The organism is Xanthomonas hortorum (assembly GCF_011305375.1).
GTDB classification, from domain to species: domain Bacteria; phylum Pseudomonadota; class Gammaproteobacteria; order Xanthomonadales; family Xanthomonadaceae; genus Xanthomonas; species Xanthomonas hortorum_E.
The window spans coordinates 69,871-91,995 of record NZ_VCME01000015.1 but is presented as its reverse complement, the minus strand read 5'-3'; the positions used below and the strand labels follow the sequence as shown (position 1 = coordinate 91,995).

Annotated in this window: 22 protein-coding genes; 4 read left to right on the top strand and 18 right to left on the bottom strand. The window is 64.2% G+C overall.

Features of this window, described 5'->3' with window-relative positions:
- Positions 1-57 precede the first annotated feature (57 nt).
- From nirD to FFY45_RS14205, 5 genes are all read right to left on the bottom strand, one after another.
- Positions 58-423, bottom strand: coding sequence for a nitrite reductase small subunit NirD (nirD, locus tag FFY45_RS14225; RefSeq protein ID WP_084217878.1), 366 nt, complete (start codon positions 421-423; stop codon positions 58-60).
- Positions 420-2,873: a nitrite reductase large subunit NirB gene (gene nirB, locus FFY45_RS14220; protein WP_176340920.1), complete on the bottom strand. Its 2,454-nt coding sequence runs from the start codon at positions 2,871-2,873 to the stop codon at positions 420-422. The genes nirD and nirB overlap by 4 nt, the downstream gene beginning before the upstream one ends.
- Before the next feature lie 23 nt (positions 2,874-2,896).
- Entirely contained in the window at positions 2,897-4,066 is a 1,170-nt protein-coding gene (locus tag FFY45_RS14215) for a nitrate/nitrite transporter (RefSeq protein WP_176340964.1), read from the bottom strand.
- 900 nt (positions 4,067-4,966) lie between these two features.
- Positions 4,967-6,031: a CmpA/NrtA family ABC transporter substrate-binding protein gene (locus tag FFY45_RS14210; RefSeq protein ID WP_176340919.1), complete on the bottom strand. Its 1,065-nt coding sequence runs from the start codon at positions 6,029-6,031 to the stop codon at positions 4,967-4,969.
- Between the two features lie 4 nt (positions 6,032-6,035).
- The gene (locus FFY45_RS14205; protein WP_176340963.1) at positions 6,036-6,608 is read right to left on the bottom strand and encodes an ANTAR domain-containing response regulator; all 573 of its coding nucleotides are present in this window, start codon (positions 6,606-6,608) and stop codon (positions 6,036-6,038) included.
- Positions 6,609-6,690: 82 nt separating this feature from the next.
- On the opposite strand from FFY45_RS14205, the gene FFY45_RS14200 reads away from it, so the two are divergent.
- Positions 6,691-7,689: an NAD(P)-dependent oxidoreductase gene (locus tag FFY45_RS14200; RefSeq protein WP_176340918.1), complete on the top strand. Its 999-nt coding sequence runs from the start codon at positions 6,691-6,693 to the stop codon at positions 7,687-7,689.
- 28 nt (positions 7,690-7,717) lie between these two features.
- Here FFY45_RS14200 and FFY45_RS14195 read toward each other — a convergent pair whose 3' ends face one another.
- The 3 genes from FFY45_RS14195 to FFY45_RS14185 are packed head-to-tail and all read right to left on the bottom strand — an operon-like array spanning position 7,718 to position 9,933.
- Positions 7,718-8,080, bottom strand: coding sequence for a hypothetical protein (locus FFY45_RS14195; protein WP_176340917.1), 363 nt, complete (start codon positions 8,078-8,080; stop codon positions 7,718-7,720).
- Positions 8,064-8,633 carry a molybdenum cofactor guanylyltransferase gene (locus FFY45_RS14190; RefSeq protein ID WP_176340916.1) on the bottom strand — a complete coding sequence of 190 codons (570 nt, stop codon included), beginning with the start codon at positions 8,631-8,633 and terminating at the stop codon, positions 8,064-8,066. Before FFY45_RS14190 ends, FFY45_RS14195 begins: the two co-directional genes overlap by 17 nt.
- 46 nt (positions 8,634-8,679) lie before the next feature.
- A complete protein-coding gene (locus tag FFY45_RS14185) occupies positions 8,680-9,933 on the bottom strand; it encodes a molybdopterin molybdotransferase MoeA (RefSeq protein ID WP_176340915.1) in 1,254 nt (417 codons plus the stop codon).
- 194 nt (positions 9,934-10,127) lie between these two features.
- Between FFY45_RS14185 and FFY45_RS14180 the strand changes: the two genes are divergently transcribed.
- Entirely contained in the window at positions 10,128-10,403 is a 276-nt protein-coding gene (locus tag FFY45_RS14180) for a hypothetical protein (protein ID WP_176340914.1), read from the top strand.
- Here FFY45_RS14180 and xth read toward each other — a convergent pair.
- Together xth and FFY45_RS14170 are read right to left on the bottom strand one after the other, a co-directional pair.
- Complete coding sequence (gene xth, locus FFY45_RS14175) at positions 10,396-11,376, bottom strand: exodeoxyribonuclease III (protein ID WP_176340913.1); 981 nt, start codon at positions 11,374-11,376, stop codon at positions 10,396-10,398. The two genes, FFY45_RS14180 and xth, sit on opposite strands and share 8 nt — an antisense overlap.
- Before the next feature lie 194 nt (positions 11,377-11,570).
- Positions 11,571-11,786, bottom strand: coding sequence for a hypothetical protein (locus FFY45_RS14170; RefSeq protein ID WP_043889779.1), 216 nt, complete (start codon positions 11,784-11,786; stop codon positions 11,571-11,573).
- A 103-nt stretch (positions 11,787-11,889) separates the two neighbouring features.
- On the opposite strand from FFY45_RS14170, the gene moeB reads away from it, so the two are divergent.
- Complete coding sequence (gene moeB, locus FFY45_RS14165) at positions 11,890-13,032, top strand: molybdopterin-synthase adenylyltransferase MoeB (protein ID WP_176340912.1); 1,143 nt, start codon at positions 11,890-11,892, stop codon at positions 13,030-13,032.
- A 158-nt stretch (positions 13,033-13,190) separates the two neighbouring features.
- Here moeB and FFY45_RS14160 read toward each other — a convergent pair whose 3' ends face one another.
- From FFY45_RS14160 to ndk, 8 genes are all read right to left on the bottom strand, one after another.
- Entirely contained in the window at positions 13,191-14,411 is a 1,221-nt protein-coding gene (locus FFY45_RS14160) for a molybdopterin molybdotransferase MoeA (RefSeq protein ID WP_168959510.1), read from the bottom strand.
- Positions 14,412-14,621: 210 nt separating this feature from the next.
- On the bottom strand, positions 14,622-16,019 hold the full coding sequence (gene der, locus FFY45_RS14155; protein ID WP_006448726.1) for a ribosome biogenesis GTPase Der: 1,398 nt from the start codon (positions 16,017-16,019) through the stop codon (positions 14,622-14,624).
- A gap of 10 nt (positions 16,020-16,029) precedes the next feature.
- Positions 16,030-17,247: an outer membrane protein assembly factor BamB gene (gene bamB / locus FFY45_RS14150; RefSeq protein ID WP_074057500.1), complete on the bottom strand. Its 1,218-nt coding sequence runs from the start codon at positions 17,245-17,247 to the stop codon at positions 16,030-16,032.
- On the bottom strand, positions 17,247-17,885 hold the full coding sequence (locus tag FFY45_RS14145; protein WP_176340911.1) for a YfgM family protein: 639 nt from the start codon (positions 17,883-17,885) through the stop codon (positions 17,247-17,249). Before FFY45_RS14145 ends, bamB begins: the two co-directional genes overlap by 1 nt.
- Before the next feature lie 70 nt (positions 17,886-17,955).
- Positions 17,956-18,816 carry a RodZ domain-containing protein gene (locus tag FFY45_RS14140; protein WP_176340910.1) on the bottom strand — a complete coding sequence of 287 codons (861 nt, stop codon included), beginning with the start codon at positions 18,814-18,816 and terminating at the stop codon, positions 17,956-17,958.
- Positions 18,813-19,601: a type IV pilus biogenesis/stability protein PilW gene (gene pilW, locus FFY45_RS14135; protein WP_104549383.1), complete on the bottom strand. Its 789-nt coding sequence runs from the start codon at positions 19,599-19,601 to the stop codon at positions 18,813-18,815. The genes FFY45_RS14140 and pilW overlap by 4 nt, the downstream gene beginning before the upstream one ends.
- A gap of 10 nt (positions 19,602-19,611) precedes the next feature.
- Positions 19,612-20,817: a dual-specificity RNA methyltransferase RlmN gene (gene rlmN / locus FFY45_RS14130; RefSeq protein ID WP_439333537.1), complete on the bottom strand. Its 1,206-nt coding sequence runs from the start codon at positions 20,815-20,817 to the stop codon at positions 19,612-19,614.
- A gap of 18 nt (positions 20,818-20,835) precedes the next feature.
- Positions 20,836-21,261, bottom strand: coding sequence for a nucleoside-diphosphate kinase (gene ndk, locus FFY45_RS14125; protein WP_006448732.1), 426 nt, complete (start codon positions 21,259-21,261; stop codon positions 20,836-20,838).
- 219 nt (positions 21,262-21,480) lie between these two features.
- On the opposite strand from ndk, the gene FFY45_RS14120 reads away from it, so the two are divergent.
- Positions 21,481-22,113, top strand: a complete 633-nt coding sequence (locus FFY45_RS14120; RefSeq protein ID WP_006448733.1) for a TetR/AcrR family transcriptional regulator — start codon at positions 21,481-21,483, stop codon at positions 22,111-22,113.
- Positions 22,114-22,125: the final 12 nt, after the last annotated feature.

Below are 22,125 nucleotides of genomic sequence, written 5' to 3'. Positions count from 1 at the left end.
GCGAGGATGCGTGCGGCTGCACCGCCTCGCCGCTTGATGCGGGCTGCAGACCTTCGCTCATGCGGCTGGCTCGGCGATTGCGTCGGGTTGCGACACCGGCTGCAACACGATCCACACCGCGTCGGCTTCCACCTTGACCGGGTAACGCGGCGCGCAGCCCACATCCGGTGCGCAGGCCTGGCCGCTCTGCAAGGCAATCGCCCACCCATGCAACGGGCAGGTCACGGTTTCGCCGGCGACAATCCCTTGCGACAACGGGCCGCCCTTGTGCGGGCAACGGTCGCGCAACGCGAACACCTGATCGCTGGCGGTGCGGAACAAGGCAATCGGCGGGATGCCGTCGATATCGAGTACACGTGCGCCCAATGCAGGCAATTCCTGCAGCGCGCAGACGCGGATCCAGGCGTTTTCCTGCATGCTCATTCCTCCACCGTTGCGGCCGGCGCGGCGATACGCAGCGTTTGGTATTCCTGTCGCCGCTCGCCTGCGATACGCGCCTTCCACGGGTCGACCAGGCCTTCCAGCGAATACAGCAAGCGGTCGTACAAGGCACGGCGATTGGCCGCGTCATCGACCACTTGCTCGCGGATATAGTCCAGCCCCACGCGTGCAATGTAGTGCACGGTGCGATCCAGGTAGTAGGCTTGCTCGCGATACAGCTGCAAGAACGCGCCGGTGTATTCGCGCACTTCCTCGGCGGTGGTCACCTTGACCAGAAAGCGCGCCACTTCGGTCTTGATGCCGCCATTGCCGCCGATATGCAGCTCCCAGCCCGAGTCCACCGCGATGATGCCCACGTCCTTGATGCCGGATTCGGCGCAGTTGCGCGGGCAACCGGACACTGCCAGCTTCACCTTGTGCGGGCTCCACATATTGGCCAGCATGGTTTCCAGATCGATGCCCATCTGCGTGCTGTTCTGGGTGCCGAAGCGGCAGAACTCGCTGCCCACGCAGGTCTTCACCGTGCGGATCGACTTGCCGTACGCATGCCCGGATTGCATGCCCAGATCACGCCACACATCCACCAGATCCTCTTTCTTGACCCCGAGCAGATCGATGCGTTGGCCGCCGGTCACCTTGACCATCGGCACCGCATATTTGTCGGCAACATCGGCAATGCGGCGCAGCTCGCTGGCATTGGTCACTCCGCCCTTCATCTGTGGAATCACCGAGAAGGTGCCGTCCTTCTGGATGTTGGCGTGCGCCCGCTCGTTGATGAAACGCGACTGCGGGTCGTCGATGGCCTCATGCGGCCAGGTCGACAACATGTAGTAGTTGATCGCCGGCCGGCAGGTCGCACAGCCGTTGGGCGTGCGCCATTCCATGAAGGCGTAGGCCTGCGCGTGGGTCAGCAATTTGTGTTCGCGAATGGCGCGCCGCACTTCGCCATGACTCAGATCGGTGCACGCGCAAACCGCCTTGGTTTTCGGGGTTTCCTGAAAGTTGGAGCCCAGGCAGTTCATCAGGATCTGCTCGACCAGCCCGGTGCACGAGCCGCACGAACTCGCCGCCTTGGTGTTCTTCTTGACGTCATCGACAGTGAACAGGCCTTGCTCGCTGATCGCTTTCACGATCGTGCCCTTGCACACGCCATTGCAGCCGCAGACCTCGTCGCTGTCGGCCATCGCACTGGCACGGTCCTGGCCGCCGGTTCCGGCATCGCCCAGCGCGCTTTCGCCGAAGATCAATTGATCGCGCTGCGCCTGGATCGGTGTGCCGTCCTTGAGCAACTTGAAATACCAGCCTCCATCGCTGGTGTCGCCGTATAGACACGCGCCGACCAGTACGTCATCGCGGATCACCAATTTCTTGTAGACCCCGCCGGCCGGGTCGGACAGTACGATCTCCTCACAGCCATCGCCGCCCATGAAATCGCCGGCCGAAAACAGATCGATCCCGGTGACCTTGAGCTTGGTCGAGGCCACCGAACCGCGATAGATGCCGATACCGAACTGCGCCAGATGATTCGCGCACACCTTGGCCTGCTCGAACAACGGCGCCACCAGACCGTACGCAATGCCCCGATGATTTGCGCACTCGCCCACCGCATACACGCGTGGGTCGAAGCTCTGCAGACTGTCGTTGACCACGATGCCACGCGAACAGTGGATGCCGGCCTCTTCGGCCAGCCGCGTGTTTGGGCGGATGCCCGCTGCCATCACCACCAGATCGGCCGGGATCTCGCTGCCATCGGCGAACCTCACGCCGATCACTTCGCCCTGCGCATTGCCCAGCAGCGCACTGGTCGCAGTACTCAGCTTGAACTCCAGCCCGCGTGCACGCAGCGCCTGCTGCAACAAACCACCAGCCACCGGGTCGAGCTGACGCTCCAGCAACCAACCGGCCAGGTGCACCACGGTCACGTCCATCCCGCGTACTTTCAACCCATTGGCCGCTTCCAGACCGAGCAAGCCGCCACCGATCACCACCGCGTGCTGCTTGCTGCGCGCGGTCTCGATCATCGTGCGCGTGTCCTGGATATCGCGGTATCCAATCACGCCCTTCAAGTCGTTACCGGGAATCGGCAACACGAACGGCACCGAGCCGGTGGCGATCAACAAGCGGTCGTACTCGGCCTCGGTGCCATCGGCAGCGATCACACGACGGCGCACGCGATCGATGCGCGTGACTTCCTTGTTCAAGTGCAGGTGAATCCCGTTGTCCTGATACCACTGCAACGGATTGAGCACGATATCGTCGAACTCCTGCTCGCCGGCCAACACCGGCGAGAGCAGGATGCGGTTGTAGTTGGGATGCGGCTCGGCCCCGAACACGGTGATGTGATACATGCCCGGCATCAGCTTGAGCAGTTCCTCCACGGTGCGGATGCCGGCCATGCCATTGCCGATGACGACGAGTCTGGGTTGCTTCATTGCCTGGATTCCTGTCGACATGTTCAGACGCGCGCCGCGCCAGCGCTGGACCATTCGCTACGCCATTGCGTCTTGACCCCGGCCAGCAACGCCCAGCCACCGAGTGCGAAGGCAGCAAACAACCACATGCCGATCGCATAGCTGCCGGTGTGCTGCTTGAGCACGCCCAAGCCTGCAGCAAGCGCAAATCCACCGATGCCGCCGGCCATGCCGATCAGGCCGGTCATCACCCCGATATCCTGCGCAAACCGCTGCGGAACCAGCTGAAATACCGCGCCATTGCCAGCTCCCAGGCATAACAAGGTCAACACAAACAACGCCAGCGTCACCATCGCGCCGCCGGCACCGAAACCTGCGATGCCCACCAACACGGCAACCAACAGATACACCGTGAGCAAGGCACGCGTGCCGCCAACGCGGTCGGCAATCACACCGCCCAATGGACGCATCACCGAACCCGCCAACACGCAGGCAGCCGTCGCCCACCCTGCAGTGCGCGCATCGAAGCCGAACTGATCGTGGAAGTAGCCAGGCAAGGCACTGGCAAACCCGGAAAACCCACCAAACGTCACCGAGTAGAAAATCATGAAGCGCCACGCATCGCGGTTGCCCACCAGCACGCGGCCATAGTCGGCCCAGCGCTTGCGCGCGACCGGCGCGGGTGCTTCTTTCGCGATCAAGACGAACACGATCAGCGTCAGCAGTAATGGAATGCACGCTAGCCCAAACACGTTCTGATAACCGAACGCCAACGCCAGCATCGGTGCGAACAATGCAGCCAGCACCGTACCCGAATTCCCCGCACCGGCGATGCCCATCGCGGTGCCCTGATGCTCGGGCGGATACCAGCGCGAGGCCAGCGGCAGCGCCACGGCGAACGAGGCGCCGGCAATGCCGAGCAGCACGCCCAGCAACAACACCTGCCCCATGCTATGCACGCCCAACTGCCATGCACCGAACAACGAGGCAATCACCGCAAGTTGAGCGACAACGCCAGCGCGCTTGGCACCGATGCGGTCGGCCAGCATGCCCAGCACCAGCCGCAACACCGCCCCGCACAAAATCGGCACCGCTACCATCAAGGCACGCTGCTGCGTATCCAGTCCCAGCGCTTGCGCGATCGGCACCTGCAGCGGACCAAGCAGATACCACACCATGAAGCTCAGGTCGAAATACAGAAAGGATGCGAACAAGGTGGGCGTGTGCCCGGATCGCCAGAACGAGCGCTGCATAGAGACCTCTTCGAATGCGATGGCCAAAAAAAAACGGCGCCCCCCGGTAAAACCGGAAGGACGCCGTTGTCCTGGATGCATGCAGATCGCCGTTGATCCACTGCATCGTGTTCGTGTTGTTGCAGGCACGCCGTTGCACCTGCACGTAATCACTACGCAATCAACGTGCCAACTTGCTCACCTGAGCATCACGACGATACAAGTCATTGAAAAATAGTGGTTTGGATGCAGCGCGTCCGACTTAACGACGGCCTGTCGACACGCCAGTGCAGCCCACCATTCCCGTCTTTCGTGCAGCAATGCACCAACAGCGTGCGTCGTGTACCAAGTGCTCTGCCGCTTGGCACGCCCGATAGCGCCGAACAAAACTACAGCGCGGCTGGCGCTAGGAAGCCTGATCTAGGACGCGTGGACACCGATCAAATATCTAGGTCAAAAGCCGAGTTAGTCGAGCGCGCGGTGCCCTCGCCGCTCGCGGGACACGCCGTGAATCCGTCCGTGGAGGCTCGGTGGCGGCATCCATGCCGCCACACGGTCCCGCAAGCGGCGAGGACACCGCACAAGGAAGTTTGCAGGCTGTTTTATTGAGAACTCTGCACACCGAGCATCTCGACCGGTCCTTGCCCGCCCACCGTCGCGGGACCTTACGCGGCATGGATGCCGCGTAACAGGGTCGTACTTGCGGCGTGTCCCGCGATGGTGGGCGGGCAAGGGCCCTGCAACCAAGTCGAAGATCAACCGCTCTAAAACCGACACAGACCTCAGGTGACTACGGGCATGTATAGGAATAAGGAGTGCATGCTGTTTGCCTTGCCGACAACGTGTTCTAAGCTGGCGGCTGCACAGTCGTAGTCATCCGCCCTAGAGCGCATCGAACAACCGATTACTGCGGTGATCGTCCCCCGGCACAGCTACACCCACGCGGGCTGCCGCGCGCCGATAGTTGTCCAGCCGATGTATGTCGCGCAGCCGTGCGATGTCGTCGTCGTGGATGTCATGCCAGCCCCAGCGCTGAAACTGGGTCAGGAACCACTCGCCATCCGACAGCCACGGCATGTTCACCGCACCATTGCGATGAAAGGCCAGCGCCGTCGCATCGTTCGCATGCATCTCGATATCGGCGTCCAGACACGCCGCCAGATGCGCAGCCGACACACCGATATGCTGCGGCTCGGCCAACCACTGCGCACATTGCGCGCGATTGGCGGGCGCCGCATCCAGCCAGCGGCAGGCCTCCAGCACGCTGGCGGTCAGCCGCTCGGTCAACTCCGGTTGCAGCGCAGCGAACTCGCGCCGGCAGGCAAGCACTTTTTCGGGATGCCCCGCCCACAACTCGCCGCTGCGGATCACGCGGCGACCGCTGCCCTGCGCCTCGGCCACTGCGGCCCACGGCTCGCCGGAGCAATAGCCATCGACCAGCCCGCTAGCCAAGGCCTCGGGCATCTGCGGCGGCGGAATGCTGAGCACCTCCACATCGCGCATCGGGTCCACCCCGCACGCGGCCAGCCAGTAATACAGCCACAACGCATGCGTACCGGTGGGAAAGGTCTGCGCAAACACCGCACGGCGGCCCAGACCGGTCAGCACCTGCGGCAACGCGTGACCATCGGCCAAGGCCTGCGCGAGCGCAGGTGCCAGCGTGATCGCCTGGCCGTTGTGGTTGAGCGTCATCAACAACGCCATCGGGCATTGCGGCCCGGCAATGCCGAGATCGATCGCATACACCAGGCTGGCCAGGGCATGCGCCGCATCGACCTCGCCGGCCAGCAGACGGTCGCGCACGCCGGCCCATGACGCTTGCCGCTGCAGCTCCAATTGCAAGCCCTGCGCGCGGTCCAGGCCCAGCCGTTGCGCCGCGATCAGCGGTGCGCAATCGATCAGCGGCATGTAGGCCACGCGCAATACGGGGAGATTGGCTTGGTTCATGTGTTCATCCCAACAGCTCGGCCATGGCCACGATGCGTCGCGCCACTTCGGCTAGTTTCACGCCCTGCTTCATCGCTTGATGGCGCAGCGCCGCGTAGGCGTCGGCCTCGCTCAGGCCACGTTTTTCCATCAGCAGGCCCTTGGCGCGATCGATCTGCTTGCGGTCCTGCAAGGCTTGCTGCACATCGTCCAGGCGCTTGCGCATGCTGGTTTCCTGCGCGAATCGGGCAAGCGCCACCTGCACGATCGGCGCCAGCCGCGCCGGTGCCAGGCCATCGACCACATACGCGGTGACACCTGCGCCGACGGCCGCATGGATCAACGCATCGTCGCCGTCGCCGGAAAACATCACCACCGGGCGCGGCGCATGGGCGTGCAGCATCGACAGTTGCTCCAAGGTATCGCGCGAAGGCGAGTCCACATCGATCACCACCACATCCGGCTGCTGGCTCTGCACCGCATGCAGCAACGCACCGACCGAGGCCACATCGTCGAGCACCGTATAACCGGCACGCGTCAATGCCTGGCGCAGTTCGCCAATCGGCTTTTCGGTATCGTTGACCAGCAAAACACGCATTGGCGGCGGCGAGGCGTGGACGTGGCTGGATGGTGCCATGCAACATGCTGTCGGTGCGAGTCATCTTTTCGGAGTCCGTCTGATGCCGTTGTTCCCGTTGTTCGCAAACCTGCAAGCGCGCCCCGTGTTGGTGATCGGCGGTGGCGAGGTCGCCACGCGTAAGGTGCTCGCCCTGCTCAAGGCCGGCGCGCAGATCCGTCTGTATGCGCATGCGCTCTCGCCCGAACTCGATGTGTTGATGCAAGCCGGTCGCTTCGAGCAGTTGGGCGGCGAATTCGATCCAGCCTGGATCGACGACGTGTGGCTGGTGGTCGCCGCCACCGACGACGCAGACTTGAATCAACGTGTCGCCACTGCCGCCGGCGCGCGTCAGCGCCTGGTCAATGTGGTGGACGATGCGGAGCTGTCGACCTACCAGGTGCCGGCGATCGTGGACCGCGACCCGCTGGTCATCGCCATCTCCTCCGCGGGCGCCGCCCCGATGCTGGCACGGCGTCTGCGCGAACGGCTGGAGCGCGAGCTGGATGCCTCGGTCGGCCGCTTCGCTGGACTATTTGCGCATCACCGCGAGCGCATCCGCAGCCAGTTCCCCGATATGAATCGACGCAGGCGTTGGTTCGACCGCGTCATCGATGGCGACGTGCCGTTGCTGCTGCAAGCAGGCAACGATGACGCAGCCGAAACCGCATTCACCGCGGCACTGGACGATGCTGGCGCGGTGCCGGCGCGTGGCAGCGTGCAACTGGTTGGCACCGGCCCGGGCGATCCCGGCCTGCTCACCTTGAAAGCGCTACGCGCGATGAATCTGGCCGACGTGCTGCTGATCGGCGACGACATCCCCGATGCGGTGCTGGAACTGGCGCGTCGCGATGCCTCACGCCGCGCCTTGCCGCGCGATACCGATGCACAACGGCATCTGTTACTGGAACTGGCGACAGAAGGCCTGCACGTGGTCGCGTTGCGCAGCGGCGCCGGCTACAGCAACGCCGATGCTGCTGCGATTGAAGCAGCGCTGCATGCGCGGGGCCTGGCGTGTGATCGTGTGCCCGGCATTGCCATGCACATGCACGCCAACGCATAAGCGGCACGCACGTACGGCCGCAGCTGGATCACGCTTTTGGAAATCGCTTACGCGCACTGTCGCGCACGTCGATATCGAAGGTCACGCGCAACGCCGTGTGTTCGGCATGGCCAGCCCCGGCATCGAAGCTGAAGCTCAATCCTTCGCGGCTGGGCAACTGCCGTGCATGCTCCTCCAGCGCATCGCGCGGCACCGACAACTGCCAATGATCGGTGGCGCAGTTGCAGGCCGCGTGACCGCCGGTCAGGCTCACACTGTGGCGCACCAATCGCGCGCCCTGCCCGCTCGGCAAGCGGCTTTCGTTATCGACCGTGCGCCCGGCAAGCAACTCGGCCAATTCGGCTTCGTCGATGCGAAAGCGCAGCTGCTGACCTTCAATCTGGATTTTCATGACTGAGCTGACTCCACTGCTCGGGCGTATTGCAATTGACGAACGCGCCGCGTTCGCTGGCGGTGACAGCCACGCGATGGCACTGCAGTGAACGCTGCAAGGCGCGCAGCGAGCGTGACGATGCAGCGCCACACATCAAGGCCGATAGCGCATCACGCACAACGCCATCCACGCACAGACGCATCGGCAACATTTCGTCTTCGAAAGCGACGCAGCGTTGCGGTGGTGGCGCCAGCAGTCGCTCCAGCAATGGCCTGGACAGCAGCGGCATGTCGACTGGCACCACCACAAGTGTCGTTGCGTCGGCCACACGATCGATCACGCTGGCCAGGCCGCCCAGCGGCCCCAGATCGGGCTGGGCATCGGCAATCCCTGCATAGCCAGGACGAGCACCACTGATCACTACATCAAGCGCGCCGGCATCGCGCAGCAACGCCTGCATATGCGCAACCAGCGGACGCCCGCGCCACGGCAGCAGCGCCTTGTCCTGGCCCATGCGCGAGGAACGGCCGCCGGCCAGCACCACTCCGATCCACGGGTGTGTGGCGGTCATGCCGCCTGCTCGCAGGCACTGCGTCGCGCTGCGTGCCGACGCACGCTCATGGCGCGATCGCGGGCGCAGCAGGCTGCAGATGCCCCAGCCCGAACACCTGCGCCGTCGTACTGGGCGCGGCGCCATCGTCCTGCGGCTCCAGCACCGCCCACACATTGGCCTGCAGCAACGGCGCCACGCGAAACGACTCTTGCTGCGGAAGGATCTGCACGCAGAGCACACCGGCATCGCTGCAGTTCAAACGTGCGCGCAGGTGCTGCCGCCAGATCGGTCGTGCATGCATCGGTGTGTGCAGCGCAACCCGCAAACCGCGCTCCGCAGGCATGCCCAGCAAACCACGCAAGGCCGGCTCGACAAAAAAGCGTAGCCCGGCAGCGCTGGCCATCGGATTGCCCGGCAAACCGAAATACAGCGCGCCGTCTGCAAAGCGCGCCAACAACACCGGCTTGCCGGGCCGCACTGCGACTTTGTGAAACAGCAACGCCGCACCATGTCGCGCCAACGCATCCGGCACGAAATCGTAGCGACCACGCGACACCGCACCGGTGCTCAGAATCACGTCGGCTTCCGCATGTCGCGCCTGCGCGAGCGCCGCATCGAAGGCGACATCGTCATCGCCCACTTGCCCGCGCCACACCACTTGCGCACCAGCGGCCTGCAATTGACTGAGCAGATAGCTGCTGGTGCCATCGCGGATCTGGCCGGGCTGCAGCGGCTGCGCAGGATCACCGACCAACTCGCGGCCGGTCGCGATCAAGGCCACACGCGGGCGCCGCACCACCTGCACACCCGCGCAGCCCAGCCCGGCCAACAGCATCAGATGCGCACCGCGCAGTACCGTACCGGCCTCGATCACGCGATCGTGCAAGGCCACGTCTTCACCGCGCCGGCGAATGTGCTGGCCGGCACGCACATCGGCGCGCAGCCGGATGCGGCTGGGGCGTGCGCCGTCATGTGCCAGCAGCTCCACCTGTTCGATCGGCACCACTGCATCGGCACTTGCAGGCAAGCCGGCACCAGTCATGATTCCCCACGCGGTGCCGGCCGTAATGCCACCCGCATCGGCACCTGCGGCAACGGTCCCTTCGATCACGTGCTCGCTGTCGGCAAGCGCGCCGCAGCCGGCAGTGACCAGCGCAAATCCATCCATCGCACTGTTATCGAAAGCCGGCAGCTCGGCCGGGCTCGACAATGCCTGTGCCAGCACGCGGCCTTGCGCGTCCGCACTGTCCGCCCACTCGCTGGCAAGCGTGGCGACCTGCTGATGGATCAGTGCAAGGGCTTCGGCGTAGCTGATCATGAGCAAGGCGACTGCCGACCGATGGATGACCTGGCTAGGATACCGGCCTCCAGCGCGGCTGGTACAGGCACGCCGCGACGGCTGATGCACGAGTGAACGATCACGCGATCACCACAGCGCTCGACGCTGCTCGAACGCATCGTCAACACGCTGCGCCGCACACTTGCAGGTAGTTCTTTCATCTTTAGCACGCCATGCAACTCGTCGACCTCGTTGGCTGGCTCGCCAGCGCCGTTCTGATCGCCACCTTGATCCGCCAGATTTACAAGCAATGGCAGTCGCCTGCGGCACAGGGTGTCTCACGCTGGTTGTTCGTCGGTCAGATCAGCGCCTCGGTGCTGTTTATTGTTTACAGCTATCTGGTCGGCAACGCGGTATTTATCGCCAGCAACGCACTTATCCTGTTGACCGGCATCACCGGCTATGTGCTGCAACGGATCAAGCATCGCCAGCAGCGTGGAATCAGCTGACGCGCTTGGCGGCCTTGCGCGTCTTGGCAGTGCGCTGCATCGGCTTTTTTGCCGCGGTCGTTTTCGCGGCGGCCTTCGATGCGACCTTGTTGTCTGTCTTGCGCGCAGGCGTTTTTTTCACAGCCGCACGCTTGCGCGGCTTCGACGCAGCCTCGGTATCCACCACTGTCTCTGCAGCTGCATCCGGCACACGCACGCTGATCCAGGTGGGCGCATGGTCGCTGGCCTTCTCCAGGGCGCGCACCCACTTGTCCACGCCGGCATCCTGCAAGCCGGGCGCCAGCGTGCGATTGAGCAGTAGATGATCGATGCGCAAGCCGCGGTCACGCGCGAAGTGCTGGCGAAAATAATCCCAGAAGGTGTAAATCGGCGTCTCGCCGTGCACCGCCAGCAGGCTGTCGGTCCAGCCTTGCTGCAACAGCGCTGCATACGCCTGGCGACTCTCCGGCTGCAGCAGCGCATCCTTGCGCCAGCCCTTGGGGTCGTAGATGTCCGCATCGGTCGGCACTACGTTGAAATCGCCGATCAAGGCCACCGGATGCGGCAAGTCCACCAAGGTTTTGGCATGGCGGATCAAGCGCTGAAACCAGGCGAGCTTGTAATCGAACTTCGGCCCCGGCTGCGGATTGCCGTTGGGCAGATACAGACAGGCCACCACCACGCCATGAATCGCAGCCTCCAGATAGCGGCTTTGCCTATCGCCCGGGTCCCACGGCAGGCCGCGACGAATCTCCACCGGGTCCGCGCCACGTGCAAGCAGGGCCACACCATTCCACGACTTCTCGCCCTGCCAGATCACCCCATAGCCGGCGTCACGGATCGCCTGTTCCGGAAACGCCTCCTGCGTGGCTTTCAGCTCCTGCAAGCCGACGATGTCCGGTTGCTCGCGCTGCAGCCATTCCAGCAGATGCGGCAGCCGGCTATGGATGCCATTGACGTTGAAGGTGGCGATCTTGCGTGTGGTGGCTGACATGGGGATGCGAGCGGCCCTCTGCGTAGGGTAACGACAATGACTGCAGCCGCATGAAGCCGATGCTCAAGCGAGGTGAAGCCTCTGCTTACCCCGCCCATGTGAAGGCCATGCCGCACAGTTAGCTCAGCAGTGAATGCCGAAGCAGCAAGCACCGCCGAACCAGTTTTATCGGCCTTGCAGCACGAAACGCTTAGTCAAGCTCCAGGGTCCGCAGGCCCAAGCTGATGGGCCGCCAGCATCTCGTCGATCCGCTTGACGATCTGTGCGGCTTGTTCTGTCGAATCGGCCTTCGCTGTGATCGTCTCCGCACGTGCATGGAAGACATCCCAGAAATCATCCGGGTGCTGGCGTCGGATATCGGGCAATTCGTCGGCGAGGTGTTTCAGTTGCGCATCGATCTCAGGTGTCATGACTGTCTCCTTTTGCCTCCACGCTACCGCGACCTCGGTGAGCCTGATGCCAACGCCGCCAGCCAGCACATCGCCGTATCGGTGTTTGCGCGACAATAGCGGCATGAGCAGCCACGACATCACTCCCGCCGACGCCCGCGCTCGTGCCATGCAGGGCGCCTTGTTGATCGATATCCGGCAACTGCACGAACGCGCCAGCGGCCAGGCCGAAGGCGCACTGGCCATCGTGCAGAGCGATCTGGAAACTGCACCCGCACGGCATCTGCCCGAGCACACACGCGAGATCGTAGTGATCTGCCAAAGCGGCAAGCGCTCTGCGCAGACGGCCGAAGTGCTGCGTGCGCACGGCTATAAAGCGGTGTCTTCGGTACTCGGCGGAACCACCGCGTGGACGAACGACGGCCTGCCGCTGGTGCGCCCCACGCTGCCGCCGGACGAACAGGATTTTCTAGAGCGCTATTCGCGCCATCTACGCCTGCCGCAGGTCGGTCTGGAAGGCCAGCAGCGGCTCGCGCGCGCACGCGTGTTGCTGGTCGGCGCGGGCGGGCTTGGCTCGCCGGCCGCGTTTTATCTTGCTGCTGCTGGTATTGGCCATCTGCGCATTGCCGACGACGATGTGGTGGATCGCAGCAATCTGCAGCGCCAGATTCTGCACACCGAAGACAGCGTGGGTATCGCGAAAGTCGCCTCGGCTGCGCAGCGCATCGCCGCACTCAATCCACGCGTGCAGGTCGACGCGCTGCAGACACGCGTCACCGCCAGCAATGTCGAAGCATTGCTGCAGGACGTGGATGTGGTGATCGACGGTGCGGACAATTTTCCTGCGCGGTATCTGCTCAACGATGCCTGCGTCAAACTCGGCAAACCGTTGGTCTACGGCGCAGTGCAGCAGTTCGAAGGGCAATTGAGTGTGTTCGATGCCGGCCGCAACCGCGGTCATGCGCCCTGCTATCGCTGCCTGTTTCCCGAACCGCCACCGCCGGAGTTTGCGCCCAGCTGCGCCGACGCCGGCGTTCTCGGCGTGCTGCCTGGCGTCATCGGATTGCTGCAAGCCAGCGAAGCGATCAAGTTGCTGCTGGGCATCGGCGACAGCCTGGCCGGGCGCCTGCTCAGCTTCGATGCCTTGGCCATGCGCTTTCGCGAAATCCGTCTGCCACCCGATCCGCATTGCCCGGTCTGCGCGCCTGGCACCGCGTTCCCCGGCTATGCCGACTACGCCGCGTTCTGCGGCAGCGCAGTCGGCTGAAAGCGGCACTTAAATCGACTGCGCAGCGTCAGCCAGGCCTGAGCGGGCGTCATGGCACACCGCCCGGCCGCAGCGCTTCGACCTGCCACCTACACGCTTGCCGCACACGCGCGTGAGAGCTATCGCCACGTGTTGTTCGCCACTGCTCCAGTGAGCGATCAAAGCGCGTAAGGAATCACCCGCACGATCTCGCCTGCCTCGAAGCGCCGTGCCGGCTCCGGCAACACGATCAGTGCATTGCTATCGGCCGCACCACGCAACAGATGCGATGCATCGCCGCGATGCGGCAGCGCGGTCAACCGCCCGTCCTCGCCGCACTCCAGGCGCCCGCGCAAAAACTCCAGGCGTTCGTGACGCTTTTCCCACGGGCCTGCCAGCGCTGCATGCCACACCGGACGCGGTTCGCTACGCCCCTGCAAGCCATCCAGCAGCGGCACACCGTAGGCGATCAGCGTCGCCAGCACCGACACCGGATTGCCCGGCAAACCCAGCACCAGACAGCGGCCGATCTGCCCCAGCACCGCCGGCATGCCCGGGCGCATGCGCACGCGCCAGAAGTGGATGCGGCCCAGTTCGCCAATCAGCTGCGGCAGATAGTCTTTTTCCCCGGCCGAGACGCCGCCGCAGGTGATCACCACATCGAATGCAGCGGCTGCATCTTCCAGCATGGTGCGAATACGCTGCGGATCATCCGGCAGGGTCGGCCATGCCGTCGGTGCGTAGCCCAGTGCCCGCAACTGCGCCATCAGCATGTCGCGGTTGCTGTTGTAGATCTGCCCCGGCCCTAGCGGCATGCCCGGCTCTACCAGCTCGTCACCGGTGGCCAGCACCGCAATGGTCGGACGCGGCGCCACCGCAAGCCGCGACAGCCCGAGCGCCGCCGCCAGCCCGATGCGGGCAGGCGTCAACACCTGTCCGGCCTGGATCACCAGATCGCCCGCACGCACGTCGCTGCCGGCCAGACGCACCGCCGCGCCCAACGCAGGCATCGTGCGGAAACGCACAACACCATCGCGCTCATCCGCATCTTCTTTCGGGATCACGGTGTCGGCGCCATCGGGCAGCGGCGCGCCGGTGGTGATGCGCAGGCATTGCCCCGCGCTGAGCGTGCCGGTCCAACGCTCGCCAGCGAATTGTTCGCCGACCAGTTGCAACGACGCATCGCCGCCAGCGACATCGGCATGCCGCAACGCAAAGCCGTCCATCGCGCTGTTGGCGAATGGCGGTAGTGCCAGCGGTGCAATCAGATCGGCAGCGGAAATCCGCCCGTCGGCACGCGAGGTGGCGATGTTTTCATCGGGCGGGCGGTTTTGGGCCGCAACGGCCTGCAGAATCTGCAGCGCCTGCGCATACGGAATGCGGGAGGGATAGTCGGTCATGGCGCGCAGGATACCAGTGCGCCAGGCTGGCTCAGAACGGCGACCCGAACGATCACCTGTCCGTCAGAGAGCACGGCCGGCACTCCGGCCAGCACGAACCGCGCGAACATGGCAGCTTCCAGGCGCGTTACTCAACCCAAGCTGGAGCTAGCACGCCACGCATGCCAGCTCGTCGAAGATGACACGCCACGCCCGGCGCGGCAGCCCTGCCTACTTGCCCTTGACGTGCTTCATCAAACGCCGCTTGCGCGCCACCTGCCGCTCGGTGAGCGTGTTCTTCTTGCCCTCGTACGGATTGGCGCCTTCGCGGAAGATGAAACGCACCGGCGTGCCGACCAGCTTGAAACGCTTGCGGAAGAAGTTTTCCAGATAGCGCTTGTACGACTCCGGCAACACTTTCAGGCGCGTGCCATGCACGATGAAGGTCGGCGGATTTGCGCCACCCGGATGCACGTAACGCAGTTTGGAGACGTGACCACGGATGCTCGGCGGCGGATTGGTCTCGTAGGCGATTTCCAGCGCCTGGTTGACTTCGCTGGTGCTGAATTCATGCGTCGCTGAGGCATGCGCGCGGTGGATCGCCTGAAACAGTTCGCGCATGCCCGAGCCGTGCAGCGCGGAAATCCGCACCGCCTCGGCCCAGCTGACAAAGCCCAACTTGCGCGACAGCAGGTCTTCGGCCTGCGCACGCTGATAGTCGCTCTGCCCGTCCCACTTGTTGATCGCCACGACCAACGCGCGGCCAGCGTCCAGGATCGCGCCAAGAATGGTCGCATCCTGATCGGTGACGCCTTCGCCGGCATCGAGCATCAGCACCGCGACCTGGCATTGTTCGATCGCCTGCAACGTCTTGAACGCGCTGAATTTCTCCACCGCCTCCTCGACCTTGCCACGGCGACGCAGGCCGGCCGTATCGATCAAACGGTATTGGCGTCCGTCGCGGTCCATGTCCACGGCGATCGAATCGCGCGTGGTGCCCGGCACTTCCGAGGCGATCATGCGCTCTTCGCCGAGCAGGCGATTGACCAGCGTCGACTTGCCCACATTCGGGCGGCCGACAAAGGCGATGCGCACACGCGCCGGGTCGGTATCCAGCAGCTCGCCGGCACCTTCGGCAGGCAAGCGTGCACCGACTTCTTCGAGCAGCTCGTCGATGCCCTGCCGATGCGCGGCAGACAACGCCACCACATCGGAGAACCCGTAGCGCGCGAACTCCGAGCGCACGGTTTCTTCGTCGGTGCCGTCGATCTTGTTGATGACCAGCACGGTCGGGCGTGCCAGCTTGCGCAGCCAGGCCAGGATCTCGTCGTCGAGCGAGGACGCGCCTTCGCGGCCATCGACCACGAACAGCACCAGATCGGCTTCGCCGGCAGCGGCACGCGCCTGACGCGCGGTGGCGCCGGCAAGCCCTTCCTCGTCGCCGGCGATACCGCCGGTATCGACGACGATGAAGGGGCGCTCCTCATCGAGACGGCAGACCCCGTAGTTACGGTCGCGGGTGACGCCGGGCTGGTCGTGGACCAGCGCGTCACGGGTGCGCGTCAGCGCATTGAAAATGGTGGACTTGCCGACATTGGGCCGTCCAACCAGGGCGACCAGGGGCAGCATCGCAAAGTCCTTATTGTGCCAACCGGAAGGCGGTGATATCGCCATCGGTGTTTTGTACCAACAGAATGCCATCCACGACGATCGGCTGCGCCAGCAGCGTGTCGCGTCCAGCGCGAGCGCGCGCGGCCAGTGCACCATCGCTGAGTTTCAGCCAGTGCAAATAACCCTTGTAATCGCCAACCACGGCATAATCGCCCTGGATGGCCACACCGGTCAGGGAGCGACGTGCAAGCGCAGCCTGCGACCACATCGCCGCACCGCTGCTCTTGTCCAGGCCCCACACCGAACCGGCGTTATCCGACACCACCACCACGCTGGACGACACGCCAACGCCACCGGCGCCGCCGTGATCGCGCGTCCACAGCGGACGGCCACTCGGGCCTTCCAGTGCGAGGGTTTCGTTCTTGAAGCTGGTTGCGTACAGCGTGGTGCCGTCGAGTACCGGTGCGCCATCCACGTCGGACATGCGCTCCAGCTCGGTACGGCCTTCCGGCACGCCGATGGCCTGTTCCCACAACGGGCGACCGTCCTGCAGCGCCAGCGCACTCAAGGTGCCGCTGTCGTTGCCGACGAACACCACACCCGGGCCGGTCACGATCGGCGCATTGCCGCGCACCGACAGGGTCGGACCTTCCTCGGCATGGAACCAGCGGCGCTCGCCGGTCGTCGCGTCGAAGGCGCTGACGCGACCGTCGTTGCTACGCACCAGCACCAAACCCTGCGCAATGGCCGGTGCAGCGATGACCTCGTTCGGTACCTTGGCGCGCCACTTTTCCGTGCCATCGGCCTGGTTCAGCGCAATCACATCGCCAGACAGCGTACCGATCACCACCAGGCCTTCGCCAACCCCGGGACCACCGGACAGGCGCTGCTTGAACTTGCGATCGTTGCGCTCTTCTTTCTTGGGCTTGTATTCCCACACGCGCTTGCCGGTCTGCAGGTCCAATGCCTCCACGCCACCGGTGATCGCCGAGGCGTACACCTTGCCATCGGCCACGGCCGGACGCTGACGCACGCCGATATGGCCCTCGCCCTTGCCCACGCCGGTGGACCACAGCTTGTCCACCTTGACCGAGGGCTCGAACTTGACCAGTTCGGCAGGTTCCTGCGCCTTCTTGGCAGCAGCATCCTTCCCGGCAAACCAGCCCTTGACCGTGCTGCAACCCGCCAACGACACGCCCATCAGGGCGATCAATGCAATGCGCTTGTACATATCAACCTGCTTCATCAAATCGGCTCCGCCGGATCGGGCACTTTGCCGCCCACATCCATCAGCTTGGTTTCCAGCAAACGGCGCTGCGGCGAGGCCACATCCACCGTGGTCAGGGCCTTGGCGTAGAGCGCACGCGCTTCATCCGGCTTGCCCTGCACAACCAGCGCATCGGCGCAGATCTCCAGACTGGTGTGATCCTGCGCATCGGCCAGCAGCCTGATCGCTTCGTCCGGCTTGCCGCTTTCGGTCAACACGCGCGCAAGGCGCTGCTGTACAACCTGCTTGAGCTCGCCTTCGGCGGGCACGTCGCGCAATGTCTTGATCGCTTCGGCGTGCTTGCCGGCATCCACCTGGGCCTTGGCCAGACGCAGCGCAGCCAGCTCGGCGTAAACGCCGCCCTTGCCGTCGTCGAGCGCCACGATCTCTTTGGCGGCCTTGTCCAGGTCCTTGCCCTGGATCGACTTCACCACCGCCTCGTAACGGGTGTTGGCTTCCACCGATTGGGTGTTGGTGTGCTTCTGCCACCACTGCCAACCCAGGATCAGGGCCAGGCCAACAACGACGCCGCCTACCAGACCCGCGCCATTCTTTCTCAACCAGGAACGAACGCGTTCGCCTTGTTCGTGTTCGTCCAGCAGATCGTCGATCGCCATGCGTACTCTCGCTCCGTCGTCCCGGAGGCGCGGAACATCAATAGGGAAAAATGAAAAACCGCAGTCCGCTTCACTCGGAAGCAGGTACCACGGAGCCGTCGGAGGATACCGCAAAACGGGCCACGTTAGCGCGCTGGAACGGTTTCAGATCGACGATACTGCCGCCTTGCTGAACCTCTACCGCCGACGCATTGCCCAGCACGATGCGACCCACCTGCCCCGGCGAATAGCTGCGACGTTCGCCGGCACGGACCAGCGCTTTTTCGACCGCGCTGCCATCCGGTGACAGAATCTGCACCCAGCTGTCGCCGCTGAAACTCAACGACAAACTGCCGCCACTGGCGGCCGCAGCTGCAGGCGTCTCCACGTCGGGCGTGGCCCGCGGCACGGGCGTCATCGACGCGATATACGGCGCAGGTTGCTCGCGTGGCGCATTGGCCGGCTGCGTTGCACCCGCGGCGGGTGTGCCGGTGTTTGCCGCTTCCGGCATGCTGTCCAGCGACACCGTACTCGGCGCGCTGCCATCCAGGTGCGAGCGGGTCGCATACCAGACCGGCACGGCAAACACACCGGTGATGACGACATACATTGCCTTGCGCGCGGTGCTTTCGAGAATGCGGCGCGCACGCGGGGTATGCGTATGGCTGACCAGGGTGACCGGTTCGACCGGCGCAATGGTCGCCTGCAGCAACAGCGGCTCCAGGTCCACATGCAGCAGACGCGCATAACTGCGCAGCTGGCCGCGCACGAAGACCGGCGCGCCCAGACGCTGCCACTCTTCCTGCTCCAACGAACGCACCACGTGTGCCGGCATGCGCAACTTGCCGGCGACATCTTCCACGCTCAGACCTGCTGCTTCGCGCGCTTCGCGCAAATGCTGTCCGCAGCCCTTTTCCTGCTCGAAAGGGTTCGGATGGGAATCATTGATCACAATGCATTGGCCCCGGGGTTGGCGGTCGCTGCGTCAGGGAATTCCTTGACCAACCGCTGGTGGTAACGGCCGGCGGCTACCTTGTCGCCGAGCCCTTGCTCAATCTGAATGGCGAGTTGTAACACGGAAGCAGTGACCGGTGCAGCCGCAAGACGTCTTTCGATAAACGCGCGGGCTTCGAAATAATTGCGGCGCCCCGCTTCGGAACGTGCCATCGACTCGAGTGCATACGGATTAGCCGGATCCAGTTCGAGTGCTTTGCGCAGATCGCTGACAGCGCGCTCCGGCTGCCCGGCCTTGAGCGCGCAACCGCCTGCATTCCCCAGTGCCGAAGCAGGAGATGCGTAGGTGCGGTCGGTCAATGCACGGTCGAACCAGATCAGCGATTCGGCCGGCGAACCATTCGCACACAACCACGCACCGTAGTTGTTCAACACATCGCCACGCTGCGGGGCGAGTTCTGCCGCGCGACGATACGACGCACCGGAGCCGGCCACATCGCCTCTGGCGCCTTGGATCAGCGCCAACATGCCAATGGCATCCACCGACTGCGAATCTTTTTTCAACGCCGCGCGGACCTGCTCTTCGGCAGCGGCATAGTCACCGGTTTGCAGCCGGTTGCTGGCCAGGCCGAGTTTTTCCTGCACTGCCAGGCGGCTCTTGGTCGCCGTGTTGTCGCGGAACGAATACACCGGTGCGACTTCTTCCACGGTCTTGACCGACCCGGCCTTGGCATTACGACCACCGCAGCCGACCGCGCCAAGCGCGATCGCCACGGCCGCCATTAACGCGAGATCACGCTGCCGCATCGCGATCGGCCTGGCCTTCCAGTGTGCGCAGGAAATCTGCCTGCCGACGGGTACGGTCCATGACCTGCCCCTTGAGCTGCCCGCAGGCCGCGTCGATGTCGTCGCCACGCGTGCGGCGAACCATCGTCAGCACCTGCGCGTCGAGCAGGATCTTCTGGAAAGCCCGGATCTCCGTCTCGCCAGAACGCTCGTAGCGCGTGCCTGGGAACGGATTGAACGGAATCAGGTTGACCTTGCCCGCATCCTTGGACTGCACCGCATTGTCGAACTGACGCATCAAGCGGGCCAGCTGACGCGCATGCTCCGGCTGATCGTTGATGCCCTTCATCAAGGTGTATTCGAAGGTGACCGAATCGCGCTTCTTGTTGCCGCGCAGATAGCGCGCGCACGACTCCATCAGCTCGGCGATCGGGTACCTCTTGTTCAAGGGCACCAGACTCTCGCGCAGCGCGTCGTTGGCCGCATGCAGCGAAACAGCCAGCGACACATCGCTTTCGGTCGACAGCCGGTCAATCATCGGCACCAGGCCGGAGGTCGACAGCGTCACCCGCTTGCTGGCAAGGCCATAGCCCAGATCGTCGCGCATCACGCTCATCGCGCGCACGACGTTGTCGAAATTCATCAGCGGCTCGCCCATGCCCATCATCACCACATTGGTGAGACGACGCTGCTGGTGCGGCACGTTACCCAGATGGCGCGCCGCCACCCACACCTGCCCGACGATCTCGGCGGTGGTGAGGTTGCGGTTGAAGCCCTGGGTGGCGGTCGAACAGAAGGTGCAGTTCAAGCCGCAGCCGACCTGGGAGGACACGCACAGCGTGCCGCGGCCCTTGTCGGGGATATACACCGTCTCGATCGCATTCTTGCCGTCGGTGCCCATGGCCAGCAGCCACTTGTGGGTACCGTCGGTGGAAGGCTTGTCGAACACAACGGTCGGGACGAGGACCTCGGCGTGCTGGTGCAATTTCGCACGCAGCGCCTTGCCGAGGTCCGTCATCTGGTCGAAGTCGGTGACGTAGCGATGGTGAATCCACTTCATCACCTGATGGGCACGGTAACGCGCTTCGCCGAGCGTGTCGGCGAAGAAGCGCTCCAGTCCCTCGCGGTCGAGGTCGAGCAGGTTCTGCTTGCGCAGTTCCGGGGTACGGACAGGGACGTCCTGCAGCACGGAGGGGATAACGACCTCATTCACGATTCGACTCTCTCGGCCTCAGCGCGAGACCACTTCAGTAGCGGCAAAGAAATACGCGACTTCGTTGGCAGCGTTCTCGACCGAGTCCGAGCCGTGGGCGGCGTTGGCATCGATCGAATCGGCGAAGTCGGCGCGGATGGTGCCCGGCGCAGCGTCCTTGGGATTGGTCGCGCCCAGCAGGTCACGGTGTGCAGCAACGGCGTTCTCGCCTTCCAGCGCCTGGATCACCACCGGGCCGGAGATCATGAACTCGACCAGCGCGTTGAAGAACGGACGCTCGCGGTGCACAGCGTAGAAGCCTTCGGCTTCGCGACGCGACAGCTGCTTGTACTTGGCGGCCACGATCTTCAGGCCGGCCTTTTCGAAACGGCTGTAAATTTCGCCGATGACGTTCTTGGCGACGGCATCGGGCTTGATGATGGACAGGGTGCGCTCCAGCGCCATGGGAAGATCTCCGTTGGGCGGGCCACTTGAAGACCCGAGGTTATCATGAAAAAAACCCGCGTCAAAACGCGGGCTTAGGCTTCTTTGCGATGGTCAATTCTATCTCTTAGTGGAGACCTTTGCACACCGCCTCCTGAATCGTGCTGCATTGCCACATGACCGGCGCAGTCTCCAGCCCGTAGACTCAAACAATCGTTTGATTGAGTTCCACCCCTGCACATGCCCAAGCCCGCTCACTTCTCCACCAAGGACCGCATTCTCGGCGCGGCCGAGGAGCTGTTCGCACAGCATGGCTTCGCCGGCACCTCGCTGCGCCAGCTGACCACCCAGGCCGACGTCAATATCGCCGCGGTCAACTACCACTTCGGCTCCAAGGAAAACCTGGTCAACGAGGTATTCCGCCGCCGCATGGACGAGATGACCACCGCGCGGCTGCAGCAGCTGGAAGCCGCCAAGCGTGCGCATCCGGGCGAACTCACCGCGGTGCTGGCGGCCTTCGTCGAGCCTGCCCTGGCGATGGCGCAAGACCGCCAGAGCGGCGGCGCGTTCGTGCGCGTGATCGCACGTGCCTACGCCGAAAAGAACGACAACCTGCGCAAGTTCCTGTCCGATCACTACGGCCATGTGCTGCGCGAATTCGGCAAGGCCATCGCCGCCTGCGTGCCGGGCCTGAGCAAGGAAGAGCTGTACTGGCGGCTGGATTTTCTGGCCGGTGCGCTGACCTATGCGATGGCCGACTTCGGGCTGATCAAGCGCCCGGCCGGGGTCAGCGAGGCCGACCACCGCGCGCGTGCCGCGCGCGAACTGATTCGTTTCGCGGAACCCGGTTTCCGCGCTCATTCCACACCGTAAACGTTCCACCAA

What these genes read in the sequence shown, in the direction of transcription:
- pilW (WP_104549383.1), bottom strand. Translation starts at nt 19,601, where the DNA reads ATGGCGGCCGTGGCGATCGCGCTTGGCGCGGTCGGCTGCGGTGGTCGT.
- FFY45_RS14145 (WP_176340911.1), bottom strand. Translation starts at nt 17,885, where the DNA reads ATGGCGATCGACGATCTGCTGGACGAACACGAACAAGGCGAACGCGTT.
- FFY45_RS14170 (WP_043889779.1), bottom strand. Translation starts at nt 11,786, where the DNA reads ATGACACCTGAGATCGATGCGCAACTGAAACACCTCGCCGACGAATTG.
- ndk (WP_006448732.1), bottom strand. Translation starts at nt 21,261, where the DNA reads ATGGCGCTGGAGCGCACCCTGTCCATCATCAAGCCCGATGCCGTCGCC.
- FFY45_RS14180 (WP_176340914.1), top strand. Translation starts at nt 10,128, where the DNA reads ATGCAACTCGTCGACCTCGTTGGCTGGCTCGCCAGCGCCGTTCTGATC.
- xth (WP_176340913.1), bottom strand. Translation starts at nt 11,376, where the DNA reads ATGTCAGCCACCACACGCAAGATCGCCACCTTCAACGTCAATGGCATC.
- der (WP_006448726.1), bottom strand. Translation starts at nt 16,019, where the DNA reads ATGCTGCCCCTGGTCGCCCTGGTTGGACGGCCCAATGTCGGCAAGTCC.
- FFY45_RS14160 (WP_168959510.1), bottom strand. Translation starts at nt 14,411, where the DNA reads ATGACCGACTATCCCTCCCGCATTCCGTATGCGCAGGCGCTGCAGATT.
- bamB (WP_074057500.1), bottom strand. Translation starts at nt 17,247, where the DNA reads ATGAAGCAGGTTGATATGTACAAGCGCATTGCATTGATCGCCCTGATG.
- FFY45_RS14190 (WP_176340916.1), bottom strand. Translation starts at nt 8,633, where the DNA reads ATGACCGCCACACACCCGTGGATCGGAGTGGTGCTGGCCGGCGGCCGT.
- FFY45_RS14195 (WP_176340917.1), bottom strand. Translation starts at nt 8,080, where the DNA reads ATGAAAATCCAGATTGAAGGTCAGCAGCTGCGCTTTCGCATCGACGAA.
- FFY45_RS14120 (WP_006448733.1), top strand. Translation starts at nt 21,481, where the DNA reads ATGCCCAAGCCCGCTCACTTCTCCACCAAGGACCGCATTCTCGGCGCG.
- FFY45_RS14210 (WP_176340919.1), bottom strand. Translation starts at nt 6,031, where the DNA reads ATGAACCAAGCCAATCTCCCCGTATTGCGCGTGGCCTACATGCCGCTG.
- FFY45_RS14205 (WP_176340963.1), bottom strand. Translation starts at nt 6,608, where the DNA reads ATGCGTGTTTTGCTGGTCAACGATACCGAAAAGCCGATTGGCGAACTG.
- nirB (WP_176340920.1), bottom strand. Translation starts at nt 2,873, where the DNA reads ATGAAGCAACCCAGACTCGTCGTCATCGGCAATGGCATGGCCGGCATC.
- FFY45_RS14185 (WP_176340915.1), bottom strand. Translation starts at nt 9,933, where the DNA reads ATGATCAGCTACGCCGAAGCCCTTGCACTGATCCATCAGCAGGTCGCC.
- moeB (WP_176340912.1), top strand. Translation starts at nt 11,890, where the DNA reads ATGAGCAGCCACGACATCACTCCCGCCGACGCCCGCGCTCGTGCCATG.
- nirD (WP_084217878.1), bottom strand. Translation starts at nt 423, where the DNA reads ATGAGCATGCAGGAAAACGCCTGGATCCGCGTCTGCGCGCTGCAGGAA.
- FFY45_RS14200 (WP_176340918.1), top strand. Translation starts at nt 6,691, where the DNA reads ATGCCGTTGTTCCCGTTGTTCGCAAACCTGCAAGCGCGCCCCGTGTTG.